The sequence below is a fragment of the Kaistia defluvii genome (assembly GCF_026343955.1).
In the GTDB taxonomy this organism is placed as follows: domain Bacteria; phylum Pseudomonadota; class Alphaproteobacteria; order Rhizobiales; family Kaistiaceae; genus Kaistia; species Kaistia defluvii.
The window spans coordinates 266,380-283,770 of the sequence record NZ_JAPKNI010000004.1; the positions used below are offsets into that span (position 1 = coordinate 266,380).

Annotated in this window: 12 protein-coding genes; 7 read left to right on the plus strand and 5 right to left on the minus strand. The window is 64.5% G+C overall.

The genetic code is table 11. The annotated features are described in order from the left end of the window. Window positions 1–73: 73 nt before the first annotated feature. The 4 genes from OSH10_RS12255 to OSH10_RS12270 all read right to left on the minus strand — a co-directional run bounded on the left by OSH10_RS12255 (window position 74) and on the right by OSH10_RS12270 (window position 5,234). Window positions 74–511 (minus strand): EamA family transporter, encoded by a 438-nt coding sequence (locus OSH10_RS12255; RefSeq protein ID WP_266332047.1) that lies wholly within the window; start codon window positions 509–511, stop codon window positions 74–76. 143 nt (window positions 512–654) lie between these two features. Then, window positions 655–1,173, minus strand: a complete 519-nt coding sequence (locus OSH10_RS12260) for a GNAT family N-acetyltransferase (protein WP_266332376.1) — start codon at window positions 1,171–1,173, stop codon at window positions 655–657. Between the two features lie 57 nt (window positions 1,174–1,230). Then, a complete protein-coding gene (locus OSH10_RS12265) occupies window positions 1,231–3,675 on the minus strand; it encodes a penicillin-binding protein 1A (protein ID WP_266332048.1) in 2,445 nt (814 codons plus the stop codon). 323 nt (window positions 3,676–3,998) lie between these two features. Next, entirely contained in the window at window positions 3,999–5,234 is a 1,236-nt protein-coding gene (locus OSH10_RS12270; protein ID WP_266332049.1) for an N-acetylmuramoyl-L-alanine amidase, read from the minus strand. 897 nt (window positions 5,235–6,131) lie between these two features. Between OSH10_RS12270 and OSH10_RS12275 the strand changes: the two genes are divergently transcribed. Continuing rightward, the gene (locus OSH10_RS12275) at window positions 6,132–8,984 is read left to right on the plus strand and encodes an Rne/Rng family ribonuclease (RefSeq protein WP_266332050.1); all 2,853 of its coding nucleotides are present in this window, start codon (window positions 6,132–6,134) and stop codon (window positions 8,982–8,984) included. A gap of 102 nt (window positions 8,985–9,086) precedes the next feature. On the opposite strand, the gene OSH10_RS12280 is transcribed toward OSH10_RS12275, so the two are convergent. Beyond that, the gene (locus OSH10_RS12280; RefSeq protein ID WP_266332051.1) at window positions 9,087–9,515 is read right to left on the minus strand and encodes an organic hydroperoxide resistance protein; all 429 of its coding nucleotides are present in this window, start codon (window positions 9,513–9,515) and stop codon (window positions 9,087–9,089) included. Between the two features lie 183 nt (window positions 9,516–9,698). Between OSH10_RS12280 and OSH10_RS12285 the strand changes: the two genes are divergently transcribed. The 6 genes from OSH10_RS12285 to OSH10_RS12310 all read left to right on the plus strand — a co-directional run bounded on the left by OSH10_RS12285 (window position 9,699) and on the right by OSH10_RS12310 (window position 17,264). Beyond that, the gene (locus tag OSH10_RS12285; RefSeq protein ID WP_266332052.1) at window positions 9,699–10,178 is read left to right on the plus strand and encodes a MarR family winged helix-turn-helix transcriptional regulator; all 480 of its coding nucleotides are present in this window, start codon (window positions 9,699–9,701) and stop codon (window positions 10,176–10,178) included. A gap of 106 nt (window positions 10,179–10,284) precedes the next feature. Next, window positions 10,285–10,689, plus strand: coding sequence for an NADH:ubiquinone oxidoreductase subunit NDUFA12 (locus OSH10_RS12290; protein ID WP_266332053.1), 405 nt, complete (start codon window positions 10,285–10,287; stop codon window positions 10,687–10,689). 854 nt (window positions 10,690–11,543) lie between these two features. After that, a complete protein-coding gene (locus OSH10_RS12295) occupies window positions 11,544–15,251 on the plus strand; it encodes a vitamin B12-dependent ribonucleotide reductase (RefSeq protein WP_266332054.1) in 3,708 nt (1,235 codons plus the stop codon). Window positions 15,252–15,342: 91 nt separating this feature from the next. Continuing rightward, complete coding sequence (locus tag OSH10_RS12300) at window positions 15,343–16,185, plus strand: HAD family hydrolase (RefSeq protein WP_266332055.1); 843 nt, start codon at window positions 15,343–15,345, stop codon at window positions 16,183–16,185. Between the two features lie 106 nt (window positions 16,186–16,291). Further along, window positions 16,292–16,720, plus strand: coding sequence for a type II RES/Xre toxin-antitoxin system antitoxin (parS, locus tag OSH10_RS12305; RefSeq protein WP_266332056.1), 429 nt, complete (start codon window positions 16,292–16,294; stop codon window positions 16,718–16,720). A 106-nt stretch (window positions 16,721–16,826) separates the two neighbouring features. Further along, window positions 16,827–17,264, plus strand: coding sequence for an RES family NAD+ phosphorylase (locus tag OSH10_RS12310; RefSeq protein WP_266332057.1), 438 nt, complete (start codon window positions 16,827–16,829; stop codon window positions 17,262–17,264). Window positions 17,265–17,391: the final 127 nt, after the last annotated feature.

Consider the following 17,391-nt stretch of genomic DNA (forward strand, 5'->3'; position numbering starts at 1 on the left):
CCGCGCGTTGCCATTTTAAGGCGGCTAGGGAACGTTGCAGCGCCCGACAGCGCGATGCCCTAGGTGAACGGCCTCAGCTGCGCATGGCCACCAGAATCGCCCCGGACGCGATCAGGAGAACGCCGAGCCAGTTCCGGGCGGACAGCTTCTCGCTCAGGAAAACGACGCCGAAGACGGCGACCAGCACGACGCTGAGCTTGTCGATCGGCGCGACCCGCGCGGCATCCCCGAGCTTCAGCGCCCGGAAATAGCAAAGCCAGGAAGCCCCGGTGGCGAAGCCGGACAGAACCAGGAAGCCATAGCTGCGCGGCGAGACGGAACCGAAAGGTTGCCATTGCCCGGTCAGCGTCAGGATGAAGGCGATGGTGACCAGGATGACCAGGGTGCGGATGAAGGTCGCGAAGTCGGAATTAACGTTGCTGATGCCGATCTTGGCGAAGATGGCGGTGAGCGCGGCGAAGACCGCCGAGAGCAGCGCCCAGAACAGCCACGACGCCAGCATGTCCCGCATCCTGCCTTGCCTCCCGCAGAAGCCGGAGCGTCGCAGAAGCGCGCGCAGGGCGCAATGCGTTGGCGATTTCCGAACCGGGTCGGTGTTGCTTCACCTCTCCCTGAGGGAAAAGTGAAGCAAGTGCCCCGCGCGCCTCAGTCCGCCTACGCCAGCGGCCGGACCATGAACCGGGCGTCGTCGTCATAGCTGCGCAGCTTGGCGTCGAGGGCCGGAACGGAGACCGTCTCAAATCCGTGGCGGCCCCAGAAGCCGGCCGAGCCGTTGACTGCGACCAGCGAGACCTCCGGGCAGCCGGACCGGCGCGCATCGTCGAGCAGGATGCGCACGATCGCCGAGCCGGCGCCCTGCCCGCGCGTCTCGGGCAGCAGGGCGAGGTCGTGGATGTAATAGGTGGTGGGCGGCACGGGCAGCGCGCCGAGCAGAGAATTGAGCGGCGGCGGCGCAAGGGCCTGCGCCGGATGGCTCAGCACATAGGCGATGAGTTCGCCGTCGCTTTCATAGACCCAGCATCCGCGGGGCCAGAGCCGCAGGCGCTCGGCGAAGACGTCCGGATCTTCGGGATAGGCCGCGTGAACCCGGTCGGCGATCGCGGCGACCGTGGGCAGATCGTCCGGCCGCATCGGCCGCCAGGTTCCCGTCTTGCTCGGGATGTCGCTCGTCATCGTCAAGGAAACAGCACCCAAGAAGAGGCCGCGGATTGGAGCCCGCGGCCTGCTTGGTCAGTAAAGGCCACCGGTGCCCGATATGACGGCCCGGTCAGCTTCCGGCGTCACGGTCAGCGGCTGACCATTCGCATCGGTCTGGCCGATGATCGAATAGGTGTCCGGCGGACCCGTGCCCGGCTTGAAGGCTTCGAGGATCGTGCCCGGGGCGCCGGCGGTGGAGCGCATGCCGGTCTTGCGGTCGATCGGGATCAGGGTGAGACCCGGCGGGACGCGGAACGGGATGGCGGCCTTGTCGGCCAGCGCCAGCTTGAAGAAGTCGCCGGCGATCGGAGCCGCGATTTCGCCGCCCGTCATGCCGCGTCCCATCGGCTTCGGATTGTCGTAGCCGATGAAGACGCCGACCACGAGATCCGGCGAATAGCCGATGAACCAGGCGTCCTTGTAGTCGTTCGATGTGCCCGTCTTGCCGGCGAGCGGCTTGCCGACGCTCTTCAGCACGGTCGCGGTGCCGCGCTGCACGACGCCTTCCAGCATCGAGGTGATCTGGTAGGCGGTCATCGGATCGAGCACCTGCTCGCGATTATCCTCGATGACCGGCTCGTCCTGATGCGACCACTGCTCGGCATCGCAGCCCTCGCAGATGCGCTCTTCATGCTTGAAGATGGTCTTGCCGAAGCGATCCTGGATGCGGTCGATCAGCGTCGGCTTCACCTGGCGGCCGCCATTCGCGAACACCGAATAGCCGGAGACCATGCGCAGAACCGTCGTTTCCGACGCGCCGAGCGCGTTGGGCAGGAAGGGCCCGAGCTTGTCATAGACGCCGAAGCGCTTGGCATATTCGGCCACGAGCGGCATGCCCATGTCCTGAGCCAGGCGCACCGTCATCACGTTACGCGACTGCTCGATGCCGGTGCGCAGCGTCGAAGGGCCATAGAACTTCTGCGCATAGTTTTCCGGACGCCAGATCGGCTGGCCATAGCCCGGATCCACCTCGATCGGCGCATCCATGACCACCGACGACGGCGTGTAGCCATTGTCGAGGGCGGCGGCATAGACGAACGGCTTGAACGAGGAGCCCGGCTGCCGCAGCGCCTGGGTGGCGCGATTGAACTGGCTCTCCGCATAGGAGAAGCCGCCATCCATCGCCAGCACGCGGCCGGTATGGGGGTCCATCACCACCATGGCGCCGGCGATGGCGGGCACCTGATGCAGGCGGAACGATCCCGGCTTGCCGTCGGCGGGCTCGACATAGACGACATCGCCAACGGAGAGCGCGTCGCTGGCGCCCGTCAGCTTCTTGCCGGCGGGCTTTGCCCACTTCATCTCCGAGAACGGGATGACGCCGGTTTCACGCGCGGGCAACAGCTTGCCGGTTTCGTCGCGGCCAGGCTGCAGGCCGATCTCGGCCTCGTCCTTGTTGACGGCGGTAACGATGGCGAGGCGCCATTCGATGACGTCGGAAAGCGCCGGCACGGTACCGACGGCAACGCCCCAATCGCCTTCGATCGGCACGTTCTTGACCGGACCGCGCCAGCCATGCTGCTCGTCGAACTGGACCAAGCCGTTCATCAGCGCCTGGCGCGCCATGACCTGCATGCCCGGGTCGAGCGAGGTGCGGACCGAGAGACCGCCGTCATAGAGCGCCTTCTCGCCATAGATCTGCATCAGCTGCCGGCGCACTTCCTCGACATAATAGTCGGCGGCGAAGATGTGCGGGCTGGCGACACGGGTCTTGACGCCGAGCGGCTGCGCCTTGGCGGCATCGCCCTCGTCGCGGGTCGCGAAGCCGTTCTCGACCATGCGGTCGATGACCCAGTTGCGGCGCTCGATGGCGCGGTCGGCGTAGCGGAAGGGATTGTAGTTGTTCGGGCCCTTGGGCAGCGCCGCCAGATAGGCAGCTTCCGAAAGGGTCAGCTCGTGCACGGACTTGTCGAAATAGGACAGGCTCGCGGCGGCGACACCATAGGAGCCAAGGCCGAGGAAGATTTCGTTCAGGTAGAGCTCGAGGATCTTGTCCTTCGAGTTCGCCTGCTCGATGCGGAGCGACAGGATCGCTTCCTTGATCTTGCGGTCGAGCGAGCGCTCGTTGGTGAGCAGGAAGTTCTTGGCGACCTGCTGGGTGATCGTCGACGCGCCGATCATGCGCTTGTCGGAAGAAAGCGCCGCGATGTTCTGCAGGGCCGCACGGGCGATGCCGTAATAGTCGAGACCGGCGTGCTGGTAGAAATTCTTGTCTTCCGCCGAGATGAAGGCAGCCTTCACCCGATCCGGGATCGCCTGGATCGGCAGATAGAGGCGACGCTCGCGGGCGTATTCGCCGACGAGCTGACCATCGGACGCGTGGATGCGCGTCATCACCGGCGGCTCGTATTTCGCCAGGACTTCGACCGACGGCAATCCGCCCGTCAAGCCGGAGACATACCAAGCCACACCTGCAGCAACTGCCAAGAAAAACACGGCGCCAATCCCGAATAAATAGCCGATTAGTCGCAGAAACATATCGCTCGCGTTCCCCGCTGGATCGCCTTGCCGGCGACAAGCTCAGGCCGACGAGACGAACCCCGGTACGAATTTGGTTGATCTACCTGACAGCTCTTGCCAGGCCGGTCCCGAAAAAAGAACGACACCGTTCGCGCGACTTGCGCGACCAACGCCTGAAGGCTTGGGGCTCAACTGCCCGTTGACTGAAGGCGAACTACAGGTTCGTTTGGCCTCGATAGACCCAACAGGTCCGTTCTTCCAGTCCGTTTGTGGAGAAACTTGGGCGCTGCCCGCCGGAAGGGAAGCGCGAGCCGCCGCGTGTTGTTCGGGCAACAGCGCCTTCATGGCTTGCCGACCCCCGCAGTCAGGGCTTCGGAGGCGGCCATATTGGCGACCCGGTTGCGAAAATAGGCGTCGATGGCGCGGGTGATCGCGACCGCCGCCTTGTCCCGCCATTCGGGAGACGTCAGCAGCTTTTCGTCATCCGGATTAGATAGATAGCCCAGCTCGACGAGGGCCGAGGGGACGTCGGGCGCCTTCAGGACCATGAAGCCCGCCTGCTGGTGCGCGCGCTTGAACAGGCGCACCGCCGGCTTCAGTTCCTTGATCATGTTGCGGGCAAAGACGACCGCGAAATTTTTCGTCTCCCGCCGCGCCAGATCGATCAGGATATCGGACACCTCGTTGGTGTCCTCCGGCACGTCGACGCCGGCAAGGATGTCGGACTTGTTTTCCGATTCTGCGATCGACGCCGCCATCTGGTCCGACGCGCGCTCGGACAGGGTGTAGATGGTCGCGCCCCGGATATCGCTGCCCGAAAAGGAATCGGCGTGGATCGAGATGAACAGGTCGGCGTGCTTGGAACGGGCAAACTGGACGCGGCCACGCAGCGTCACGAAGGTGTCGTCCGAGCGCGTCATTAGCACTTCGTAGCGGCTGTTCGCCTCGAGCTTCTCCTTCAGCGTCTGGGCGAAGGCGAGCACGATCGTCTTTTCCAGCATGCCGGACTTGGCGATGGCGCCGGAATCGATGCCGCCATGACCGGGATCGAGCACGATGCGCAGCTTGCCGTCGTTCGGCACGGGACCGGGAACGGCCTCGCGCTCCTGTGCGGCGGTGGCCCGGTCGCGATCGCGCGAAATGCGGAGCGTGTCCAGGAAGGCGGTGCGGGTGCTCTTGACGAGATCGACGACAAGACGGGCCGGCTGGCCCTTGTCGGCCGGCAGCACAAAAGCCTTGTCGACCGAGACCGGGCCGGTCGCGTCCAGCACGATGCGCGACTTGCCGGCCGAAATCAGGCCGTAGCGGAAGGCGGAGACGAGCCCCTTCCCCGCCTTGCCCGCATCGGCAGCGAGATCGAAGTGGACTTCCGGCAGGTCGACGACGACCCGGTAGGGTTCGTCGAGCGTGAACACGGAGACGACCGAGGGGCCGGTCAGATCCATCACGAAGCGGGTGCGCGATCCGTCACCGACAACGCGCGCCTCGCGGGCGATCACCGGTTCCGCGGAAGGCGCGGACGATGCGGGTTCAAGCGGCGCGGCATCGTCTGGCGCGGGCACGATCGCGGCGGGCATCTCGGCGCCAGCCGTCGAGGCGACCGGAGAGATGGCGGAGGTGACGCTGTTGTCGATCGGCGTTTGAGCCGCGGAAGCAAAGGCAGAAAACAGGACGAACAGACCCGCGCCCAGCCATCGCCCGGCACCGTGTGTGGCCCTTCGCCATTCCTGTCGATCGGCGCTGACGCCTTGTCGTTCTCGCATGTCTGTCGTGTCGTCCGGTGCAGCCCTGCCCCCGCCCCGATCTTGGCTGTGTAGACGATTAGGATCGAATGGTTAAGACCTCCTAACCAAACCGGCTTCCTGCACAGCCGGGTAACGGCAGAAGGGCCGGTGCGCGAGGCAAGACCACCCCTTCGGCACCGCCATGCCCCGCCGTCCAATATCCTTGCCAAGAATCGTCGCCTTCCATAAAAGGAGACTACGGAATTCATCCTCCGACCGGTTTGCTGCCTAACGTGGCGTGATCGGCATGATGCGGTGGGGCGCTGAGAGACGATCGACCCGGTCAAGGGTCGCAGCCTCAAGAGCGTTCCGCGGTCACTTCGGTGCACGGTCAGGGGATGGGACAGGTATCTTTGTCGTGCAGACTCGCCCCTTTCCGAGCGCACGACCGGCGAGCCTGCCGATCCGGCGGCTGTAGGGCGTGGAAGCGTCCGCGGTCGGGATTACCGGCGGGGGCAGCTCTGCCGGTCTGTTCTTCAAGAGGCTCATAGCGCGTACCCATGTTTTTGCCGACCCCCTACCGTTTCGCCAACCCTGAACCGGCCATTGCCGGTCGGGTGGTATCGACGGTGCTGGCTCCGGCACGCGCATCTTCACTTTTCCCCCATCACGGCTTCTTCGCGACCAACCCGGCATCGGCGCTCCGCGCCGGCCGGAGATTTGCGCGTCGAGCCCTGGAGAATTTCCAATATGGCAAACAAGATGCTCATCGATGCCACCCACCCGGAGGAGACCCGGGTCGTGGTGGTGCGCGGCAATCGGGTCGAGGAATTCGACTTTGAATCCGCGAGCCGGAAGCAGCTTCGCGGCAACATCTATCTAGCCAAGGTCACTCGCGTCGAACCTTCGCTGCAGGCGGCCTTCGTCGAATATGGCGGCAATCGCCACGGCTTTCTCGCTTTCTCCGAAATCCACCCGGACTACTACCAGATCCCGGTCGCCGACCGTCAGGCGCTGATCGAGGCCGAAGAGCAGGAAGAGCGCGAGGCTGAAGAGCGCGCCGCCGCCAAGGCCAAGAGCAGCCGCCGGCGCGGCAGCAATCGTTCGGCCGCCGCCAAGGCTGCCGACGAAGCCCGTTCCGAAGGGGTTTCCGAGGAAGGCCAGGAAGGCGCATCGCCCGACGACGCGCAGGCCGACGACCATCCCGAAGACGGCCATGCCGACGAACACCATGACGACGAGTCGAACGGCGAGCGGCCGGTTTCCGACGAGTCGTCGGACCATGGCGACGAGAACGGCTCGGACGACCACGCCTCGCATCTCGACGCGCCGGCTTCCGACCATAGCGTCGAGGAGATCGGCGGCGACGAAGAGCATGAGGAAGACGCCGTCGAGTCGGTCGGCGCCGAGGACGCGCTCGAGGAACTGCCAGAGCGGCGCCGCGGCCGCGGCCGCCAGTACAAGATCCAGGAAGTCATCAAGCGCCGCCAGGTGCTGCTGGTGCAGGTCGTCAAGGAAGAGCGCGGCAACAAGGGCGCGGCTCTCACCACCTATCTGTCGCTCGCCGGCCGCTATTCCGTGTTGATGCCGAACACGGCCCGCGGCGGCGGCATTTCGCGCAAGATCACCAACACCGCCGATCGCAAGCGCCTCAAGGAAGTCGCCGCCGATCTGGAGGTGCCGGAGGGCATGGGCGTCATCCTGCGCACGGCAGGCGCCTCGCGCACCAAGGCCGAGGTCAAGCGCGACTTCGAATATCTGCTGCGCCTCTGGGAGAATGTCCGCGAACTGACGCTGCGCTCGGCCGCCCCGACCCTCGTCTACGAGGAAGGAAGCCTGATCAAGCGGTCGATCCGCGATCTCTACAACAAGGACATCGACGAGGTTCTCGTCGCCGGCGATGACGGCTACCGCGAGGCGAAGGACTTCATGCGCATGCTCATGCCGAGCCATGCCAAGAATGTTCAGCCCTATCGCGAGAGCCAGCCGATCTTTGCCCGCACCGGCATCGAGGCGCAGCTTGACGCGATGTTCTCGCCGCAGGTGACGCTGAAGTCCGGCGGCTACATCGTCATCAACCAGACCGAAGCGCTTGTCGCCATCGACGTGAACTCGGGCCGGTCGACGCGTGAGCACAATATCGAGGACACCGCCTACCAGACCAATCTGGAAGCGGCCGAGGAAGTGGCGCGCCAGCTTCGCCTGCGCGATCTCGCCGGCCTGATCGTCGTCGACTTCATCGACATGGAAGAGAAGCGCAACAACCGTTCGGTCGAGCGCAAGCTGAAGGACGCGCTGAAGAACGACCGCGCCCGGATCCAGGTCGGCCGGATCTCGCATTTCGGCCTGCTTGAAATGTCGCGCCAGCGTCTGCGCACGGGCGTGGTCGAGAGCTCTGTCGAGGTCTGCCCGCACTGCCATGGCACCGGCTATGTCCGCGCGCCGGCGTCGGTTGCGCTGCATGTGCTGCGTTCGCTCGAGGACAATCTCCTCAAGGGCGCGACCCACAACCTCATCATCCGCACCAAGACGGTCGTCGCCCTCTACATTCTCAACCAGAAGCGCAATCACCTGGCCGAGATCGAGGCGCGTTTCGGCATCACCATCACGGTGCTTGCCGATGAGACCGTCAACTCCGCCCAGCATTACATGCTTGAGCGTGGCGAGGCCGTGCAGCCGCGCGACGTGCCGCTGATCGCGGCTCCCTCGCCGATCGTCCATCCCGACACGATCTATCCGGTCGATGAGGAGATCGAGGACGAGGTCGAGTCGGAAGAGAGCGAAGCCGAGGCGGACGCCGATACCGAGGCCGCGGGCGAAAGCTCGACCGAGGCGGCACGCGCCGATGAAGGCGGACGCCGCAAGCGTCGTCGCCGTCGGCGTCGGCGCGGCGGCGAGGCTGGCGGCGCTGGCCAGGAGGCCGGATCTGCGGGCGAAGCCGGTGACGAGGAAGACGAAGGCGAAGCGGGCGAAGGCGCCGCCGCCGAAGGCTCCAGCAGCGAAGCGTCCGAGGGCGGCAGCGATGCCGAGGGCGACGAGCAGGAGCACGACGAGAATGGCGAGCCGCGTCGTCGGCGTCGTCGCGGCCGCCGGGGTGGCCGTCGCGGTCGTCGGGGCGCCGAGGGCGAAGGTTCCGAGGTCGAAGGTTCCGAGACTGAAGGTTCCGAAGAGGGCCGGACGCTGGAACTGGACGAAAGCGGTGAAGTGCTGTCCGAGCGGTTTGTCGAAGTCGAGGATGAAGGCATTCGCGACATCGAGCCGGAAGATGCCGGCGAGCGCCTGATCGCCGCGGATATTCCGGTCGCCGATATCGCCGACATGGCCGAGCCCTTCCTCGACGAGATCGGCGATGAGCCGGAACTCGACATGCCGGAAGTCGGCGATGACGAGGATGACGAGCCGGAAGAGGAAGTCTCCGACCTGCGCGTCACCACGGAAGAGGTGATGGCCAGCCAGAGCGACGATCCGCTCGGCGTCGACGACGAGTCGATGGTCGACAAGACCCCGGCCGAGATCGAGGCCACCAAGCAGGAGCCGGAAGCGCAGCCGGAGGACGATCGTCCGAAGCGCGGCGGCTGGTGGCAGCGGCGCTCGTTCTTCTAGAACGAGCCTCCCGAAATTCACGCCAGCGCTTCGGCGCTGGCGTCCAGAACGAGAAAGGGCCCGGCATTTGCCGGGCCTTTTCTTTCGGCTCCCGGCGGCGGTTCAGAGCTCGACGGAAACGCGGACGTCGAGATTGGCGCGGGTCGCTTCGGAATAGGGGCAAACCACATGCGCCTTGGCGACAAGATCATCCGCCTGCGCCTGGTCGAAGCCCGGAAGGGCGACGACGATCGCGACGTCGAGGCCGAAGCCAGTGCCGTCGGCGCGCGGACCGATGCCCACTTCCGCCGTCACGCTGGTGCCATCCGGCAGCTTGGCCTTTTCCTTGCCGGCAACGAAACGAAGCGCGCTCAGGAAACAGGCGGAATAGCCTGCCGCGAAGAGCTGTTCGGGATTGGTGCCCGGACCGTCATTGCCGCCCAAGACCTTGGGAACGCTGAGCTGCAGGTCGAGGCGACCGTCCGAGCTGGTGCTGCGGCCATCTCGGCCGCCACCGGTTGTCGTGGCCGAGGCTGCATAAAGTATCGTCATGATGGGCTCCTGGCTGGATGAGCGCCGATGCGCTTCGAGGCGCCGGTCTTGTCCGGCGACCAGTTGAATCGCACACGATCTTATCGTTGACGATACACATTCTCGCATGGCAGCCCTGCCAATGGCGCGCTTCCGCTTCAATCGCGCACGATATAATATACAGGGTCAAACCGGAGACGAACCATGACGCCGCTTGCCGCTTCTGCGCTCGACCTCGACCGGATGCTGTGCTTCGCCATCTACTCGGCCAATGGCGCCTTCAACCGCGCCTACCGGCCGCTGCTCGACAGGCTGGGCCTCACCTATCCGCAATATCTGGTGCTGATGGCGCTGGGCGAGGCCGACGACCTCACCGTCAGCGAGATCGGCGCGCGCCTGTTCCTCGAATCGAACACGCTGACCCCGCTGCTGAAGCGGCTGGAAGCGGCCGGGCACCTGGTACGGCGCCGCGACGCGACCGACGAGCGTCAGGTTCGCGTCTCGCTGACCGACCAGGGACGGGCTTTGCTGCAGGATGCCTGCGGCGTGACGCAGTCGCTGGCCGGCACGGTCGCCATGACCGAGGCGCAGGCAAGGACGCTGCGCGACAGCATCGCGGCGCTGCGCGACATCCTCAACGATCCCGCCGCAATGGCCCGCGTCGGCGACGCCCGCGACGGATGAGCGCAAGACGGGCCGCATTCCTCGTTATCGCCCCCTGCAGCCTTTGACTTGGCCGCGCCATGGCGGCATAAGCAGGGTGAAATACCTGTCGAGAGAAAGGTCGAAAATGGGCTGGTTCCTGACCGAATTGTTCACCTGGTGGAACGGCCAGACCATGGGCACGCGCCTCTATACGCGGCGCAAGGGCGAAAAGGTCGGCACGGACGAGTTCGGCAACACCTATTACCGCACGCCGGACAAGGATCGCACCGCTGGCGGATTTCCGGAGCGCCGCTGGGTGATCTACAACGGCTATGCCGACAGCTCGACGATCCCGACCGGCTGGCATGGCTGGATCCATCACCGCAGCGAACTGCCGCCGACGCAGGTGAGCTACGCGCCCCGCGAGTGGCAGAAGCCGCACAAGCCGAACGGCACCGGCACCGCCGCGGCCTACCGGCCGAAGGGCTCGATCGTCGGCGCCGACCAGCGCCCGCGCGCGACCGGCGACTACGAGGCCTGGACACCCTAGGTCGACTTGGCATCGGGCGCGTCGCTCCCCTCCCCGATGGGGGAGACGGAAGCTTGATCCGTTTTCCGGCTCTGGCCGGCTATCGAGCCCTCCCCCTCCGGAGGGCTCGATTCGTTTTGGGGGCACGCACCCCGGAGGGCGACCGCCAGCTTTCCCGGCCGGGCCTTCGCCGCGAGCGCTGATTCGCGAGCCATTTCGCGCTCCGGATTTGCCGTCCCCAGCCGCATGGCGGCTTTCCGCCGTTTCCATTTCCGCAAGGCCGTGAGGGCAACATGGGGCCGCTAAATCGGCTCCTGTGGAGATTGAGGATAAGGCGTCCCGCCCGGTCGTGATCGACAGCGCGTCACAGGAGCGTCGTCCGCTCCCGCCTTCCCGCGCAAGGCTTTGTTAACTTTGAAACTCCTGTCGTTTCAAACGCTCACGCGAATTCGCTACGCAACCCCTCGCGGATTTTGCAATGCCAAATCCACATGTAGGCGGCTTAGAATTCACCACCACTATTCCTTGACGCTTTTGCCGGACTCGTCATAGCTTCCGGCTTAGAGTTGGAATGCGCTCCGGATCCCCCCGATCCGGTTTTCCAGGACATGGTTGGCAGTCGGAACATACGGCGGTTGGGTGGACTCCCTTCCCCGTCTGATCGCCCTATTGTGTCTTGGATCGGCATGTCCAAACCGTGACATTTTGGTGTGTAAACACTATATTTAGAGTCTCAGCGTATCTTGAGCACTAGATGAGGGGTGGGGCCGAAACCCATCCTGGTGTAAAGCGTTGGGCAAGGGACAGAGCGGGCGCCATGCGCCGGCCGGTGGCGCGCCGAGGCTGCGCTACCCGAAAACAAAGGGCTTGAGACGATGCGGATCGAACGGCGCTACACGACAGCAGGCCAGTCAGCCTATGCCGGCATCGAGTTCCGAACGACGAAAAGCGAGATCCGCAATCCCGATGGATCGATCGTCTTCCGCCTGGAAGGCATCGCGGTCCCCTCGACCTGGAGCCAGGTCGCCAGCGACATCATTGCCCAGAAATATTTCCGCAAGGCAGGCGTGCCGGCGCGGCTGAAGCGCGTCGAGGAGAACGATGTTCCGTCGTTCCTCTGGCGCTCGGTCGCCGACGAGAAGGCGCTCGCCGCGCTGCCCGAGAAGGAGCGCTTCACCGGCGAGGTCGATTCGCGCCAGGTATTCGACCGTCTCGCCGGCACCTGGACCTATTGGGGCTGGAAGGGCGGTTATTTCGACACCGAGGAGGACGCGCAGGCCTTCTTCGACGAACACCGCTTCATGCTGGCGACGCAGAAGGTGGCGCCGAACTCCCCGCAATGGTTCAACACCGGCCTGCATTGGGCCTATGGCATTGACGGCCCGAGCCAGGGCCATTTCTACGTCGACTACAAGACCGGCAAGCTGGTCAAGTCGAAGACCGCCTATGAGCACCCGCAGCCGCATGCCTGCTTCATCCAGTCCGTCTCCGACGATCTGGTGAACGAGGGCGGCATCATGGACCTCTGGGTCCGCGAGGCGCGCCTGTTCAAGTACGGCTCCGGCACCGGCTCCAACTTCTCGGCGCTCCGCGGCGAAGGCGAAAAGCTCTCCGGCGGCGGCAAGTCGTCCGGCCTGATGAGCTTCCTGAAGATCGGCGACCGCGCGGCCGGCGCCATCAAGTCGGGCGGCACGACGCGTCGCGCCGCCAAGATGGTCGTCGTCAACGCCGACCATCCCGACATCGAGAAGTACATCAACTGGAAGGTGCACGAGGAGCAGAAGGTCGCCGCCCTCGTCACCGGCTCGAAGATCAACGCGCAGCACCTCAAGGCCATCATGAAGGCCTGCGTGAACTGCGAGGGCTCGGGCGACGATTGCTACGACCCGACCAAGAACCCGGCCCTGAAGCGCGAGATCCGCGCCGCCAAGAAGGCGCTGGTTCCGCAGAACTACATCCTGCGCGTCATCCAGTTCGCCAAGCAGGGCTATACGGACATCGAATTCCCCGTCTATGACGCCGATTGGGATTCGGAGGCCTACCTCACCGTCTCGGGCCAGAACTCCAACAACTCCGTCTCGATCACCGACGATTTTCTCCGCGCGGTGGAGCGTGACGGCGACTGGAACCTGATCCGCCGCACCGACGGCAAGGTCGCCAAGACGCTGAAGGCTAGGGATCTCTGGGAGCAGATCGGCCACGCCGCCTGGGCTTCCGCCGATCCGGGCCTGCACTTCAACACCACGATGAACGAGTGGCACACCAGCCCGGCGTCTGGACGCATCAACGCGTCCAATCCGTGCTCGGAATACATGTTCCTCGACGACACGGCCTGCAACCTCGCCTCGCTGAACCTTCTGCAGTTCCGCAACGAGGACAAGAGCTTCGACGTCGAGCGCTACGAGCATGCCTGCCGCCTCTGGACGGTGGTGCTCGAGATCTCCGTGCTGATGGCGCAGTTCCCGTCCAAGGAAATCGCCGAGCTCTCCTACGAATTCCGCACGCTCGGCCTCGGCTACGCCAATATCGGCGGCCTGCTGATGACCGCCGGCATCCCCTATGACTCGGCCGAAGGCCGTGCCATCTGCGGCGCGCTGACCGCGATCATGACCGGCACCGCCTATGCCACCTCGGCCGAGATGGCCAAGGAACAGGGCCCCTTCCCCGGCTTCGCCAAGAACCGCGAGCACATGCTGCGCGTCATCCGCAATCACCGCCGCGCGGCGCATGCGGAAGCGACGGGCTATGAGGGCCTCTCGGTCCTGCCGGTGCTGCTCGACCATGCCTCGCTCAAGGATGCCCGCCTCGGCGAGCATGCCAAGGCTGCCTGGGACAAGGCACTGGCGCTCGGCGAACAGCATGGCTACCGCAACGCCCAGTCGACCGTGATCGCACCGACCGGCACGATCGGCCTGGTCATGGATTGCGACACCACCGGCATCGAGCCCGATTTCGCGCTGGTGAAGTTCAAGAAGCTCGCCGGCGGCGGCTACTTCAAGATCATCAACCGCGCCGTGCCGGAAGCCCTCCAGGGCCTCGGCTATGCCGAGCACCAGATCGCCGAGATCGAGGCCTATGCGGTCGGCCATGCTTCGCTGCGCCAGTCGCCCGGCGTCAACCACACCACGCTGAAGGCCAAGGGCTTTACCGACGAGGTGCTGGAGAAGCTGGAAGGCGGCCTCGCCTCGGCCTTCGACATCAAGTTCGTCTTCAACAAGTGGGCGCTGGGCGAGGACTTCCTCAAGACGCTCGGCTTCACCGAGGCGCAGCTGAACGACCCCGCCTTCGAGATCCTGCCGGCCCTCGGCTTCTCGAAGAAGGAAATCGAAGCCGCCAACGTGCATGTCTGCGGTGCGATGACGCTGGAAGGCGCCCCGCATCTGAAGCTCGAGCACTACGCCGTGTTCGATTGCGCCAATCCCTGCGGCAAGCTCGGCAAGCGCTATCTCTCGGTCGAGAGCCACATCCGCATGATGGCGGCGGCGCAGCCCTTCATCTCGGGCGCGATCTCCAAGACCATCAACATGCCGAACGACGCCACCGTCGAGGATTGCAAGAACGCCTACATGCTGTCCTGGCGCCTGGCGCTGAAGGCCAACGCGCTCTATCGCGACGGCTCGAAGCTGTCGCAGCCGCTGAATTCGCAGATCCTCGCCGATGACGACGAGGATGCGGACGACGCCGTCGAGGCGCTGATGGCCAAGACGCCAGCGGCGCGCGCCGAGCAGATCGCCGAGCGCATCGTCGAGCGGATCATCGAGCGCGAAGTCCGCAAGCGGGAGAAGATGCCGGACCGCCGCACGGGCTATACCCAGAAGGCGAATGTCGGCGGCCACAAGGTCTATATCCACACCGGCGAATATCGCGACGGCCGCCTCGGCGAGATCTTCATCGACATGCACAAGGAAGGCGCAGCCTTCCGTGCGATGATGAACAACTTCGCCATCGCCATCTCGCTCGGCCTGCAATATGGCGTGCCGCTCGAGGAATATGTCGAGGCCTTCGTGTTCACCCGCTTCGAGCCGGCGGGCCTGGTCACCGGCAACGAGGCGATCAAGAACGCCACGTCGATCCTCGACTACGTGTTCCGCGAGCTGGCCGTTTCCTATCTCGGCCGCAACGACCTCGCCCATGTCGTCCCCGAGGACAACAATGCGACGACGCTGGGCGGCGGCGACCTGCCGACCTCCAAGCCGCCGCAGGTCAGCCATGGCCTCGTCCGCGGCAAGACCGAGCGTTTCAAGCTGGTCGACCGCGCCGGTGAATCGAAGGGCGCGGCCACCGCTCCCGCCGTCACCGGCTCGACGGTAACGGCGCTGCGCACGACGGGCATTGGCGGCGCCGCCGCCACGGCCTTCAAGCGCGACGTCGCCCCCGAGACGGAGCTTGCCGTCGGCACGGTCGAGCCGGTCGCGGCCTCGCCCGCCAGCCAGCCCAAGCCGAAGGCGGCCGAACAGGTCGCGATCGCGCGAATGAAGGGCTATGAGGGCGAAAGCTGCACCGAATGCGGCAACTTCACCATGGTGCGCAACGGCACGTGTTTGAAGTGCGATACGTGCGGAAATACGAGCGGCTGCTCGTAGCACACCCTTTTGGAGATATCGGGCCGGCAGAAATGCCGGCCCTTCTTATATGGCTAGGTCACAATTATAGAAGCTTGGAACCGCACCCCATATGGCCAAGAAATATGTACGCATGGCAATTGCATACGATTTCGATGGAACGCTCGCTCCCGGCAATATGCAAGAACACCAGTTCCTTCCAGACATTGGCATGAAGCCGGCTGCATTCTGGTCGGAGGTCAAGCGCCTCACGCGAGAGCATCAAGCCGACGAAGTGCTCGTTTATATGAACTTGATGTTGAAAAAAGCGGCTTCAGCGGATGTCCCGGTGCGCCGTGAGAACTTCAAGACCCATGGAGAGCAGATCAAGCTTTTCGATGGAGTTATAGACTGGTTCGATAGAATTACCGAATACGCGCGAGCGAGAGAAATCCGCGTTGATCACTTTTTGATTTCTTCCGGAAATGCAGAGATATTTGCAGGCACGCCAATTGTAGCAAAGTTTGCACAAGTCTATGCATCCAAGTTTATATTTAATCAAAACGGGGTCGCCGATTGGCCCGCCTTGGCCATAAATTATACTACAAAAACGCAATATCTATTTAGGATAAACAAAGACTCCCATGATCTGAGTGATAACTCAGAAGTAAACCGGTTTGTCGCCAAGCAAGATAGACCTGTCCCCTTCGAGAACATGATCTTTATCGGGGATGGCGCAACGGACATTCCCTGCTTTCGCTTAGTAAAGGAACAGGGAGGTTTGTCGATCGCCGTTTATAAGCCACACACCGGCGGGGCCAAAGGGAAAGCTGATCGATATAAAAATGACGGGCGAGTCCATTGTGTTGCTCCGGCAGTTTACGATGACGGAAGCAGAATAGATCGAATTGTGAAAGCGCAGATCGATCTTATTGCGACGAGGTCAGCCGCTCAAGTGATCCGTGCTGACGACTAGTCCTCGGGGATGCTGGAATGGTGGTTCGGTGACCTCGCCACAAGCTACACCCTTGCCGCCCCGGCCATATGCACCTATCTTCTTGGCATATCGCCAGGAGGCGCTCATGGCTCATACGCAAGCACTCGATATTGTCGGCGGGGAAACCGCGCTCGGGCTTTCGATCCGGAGCGGGCGGGATCTGATCGCCGCCGTGCGACAAGGATTGCCGGTGCGGGCGGTCGAGCATGTGCTCGATAGCGGCCGGATGACGCTGGCCGAGCTCGACCTCGTCGTGCTGCCGCGAAAAACGCTGTCGCACCGTCGTAAGATCGGCACACTCACGGCCGACCAGTCCGACCGGCTGATGCGCGCCGCGCGCGTGATCGCCGCGGCCGAGGATACGTTTGGCAGCCAGCAGAAGGCCGCGACCTGGCTGCGCCGGCCGACGACCGCGCTGGGCGACGAGACGCCCCTGTCGCTGCTCGACACGTCGGAAGGCGCGCTGCAGGTCGAAACCCTGCTCGGCCGGATCAGCCACGGCATCGCCGCCTGATGGACGCACGCAGCCCCGGGGGCCGTAGGTTGCGCCGCCACGGGGGCGGACAGGTTGCAGCCTGCCGCGCGTCGGCCGTCGCCGCTCTCCTCCCGGTGCGCCTCGCTTGATCGCCTGGCGCATCTCCCGCGCGCCCTTCGCCGATCTTTCCGGCACCGGGGCGCGGCTCTATGGGGGGCGCTGGAATTCGCCCGGCCGGGCGATGATCTACGCGGCCGAAGCCGCGGCGCTGGCCGTGCTCGAGGTCCGCGTCCATCTCGACCTGACGCCCGATCTGCTGCCGGACGACTATGTTTTGACAGGCATCGCCCTCGACGGCCTCGCCGTCGAGACGCTCGACACCCTGCCGGAGGCGCCGCAGGCCCTTGGCGATGCGTGGCTCGCCGAAGCGCGCACGCCGGTGCTGCGCGTGCCGTCCTTCATCGTGCCGGAGAGCTTCAACCTGCTGGTGAACCCGGCCCATCCGGCCGGGGCGGCGCTTTCGATTGCGAACCAGCGCCCGTTCCGCTTCGACGAACGGCTCTGGCTGCCCGCCCGTCTCTAGGCATGGAGCCGCCTCAAAGCGCGACGGCGCGTTCCCTCTCGCTGCATGAGGGTGAAGGAAGCCGGCCTCTCGAATTGAATCGAGAAGCCCGGACAAAGCCTTGATCCCATTCTGCTATCGACCATCC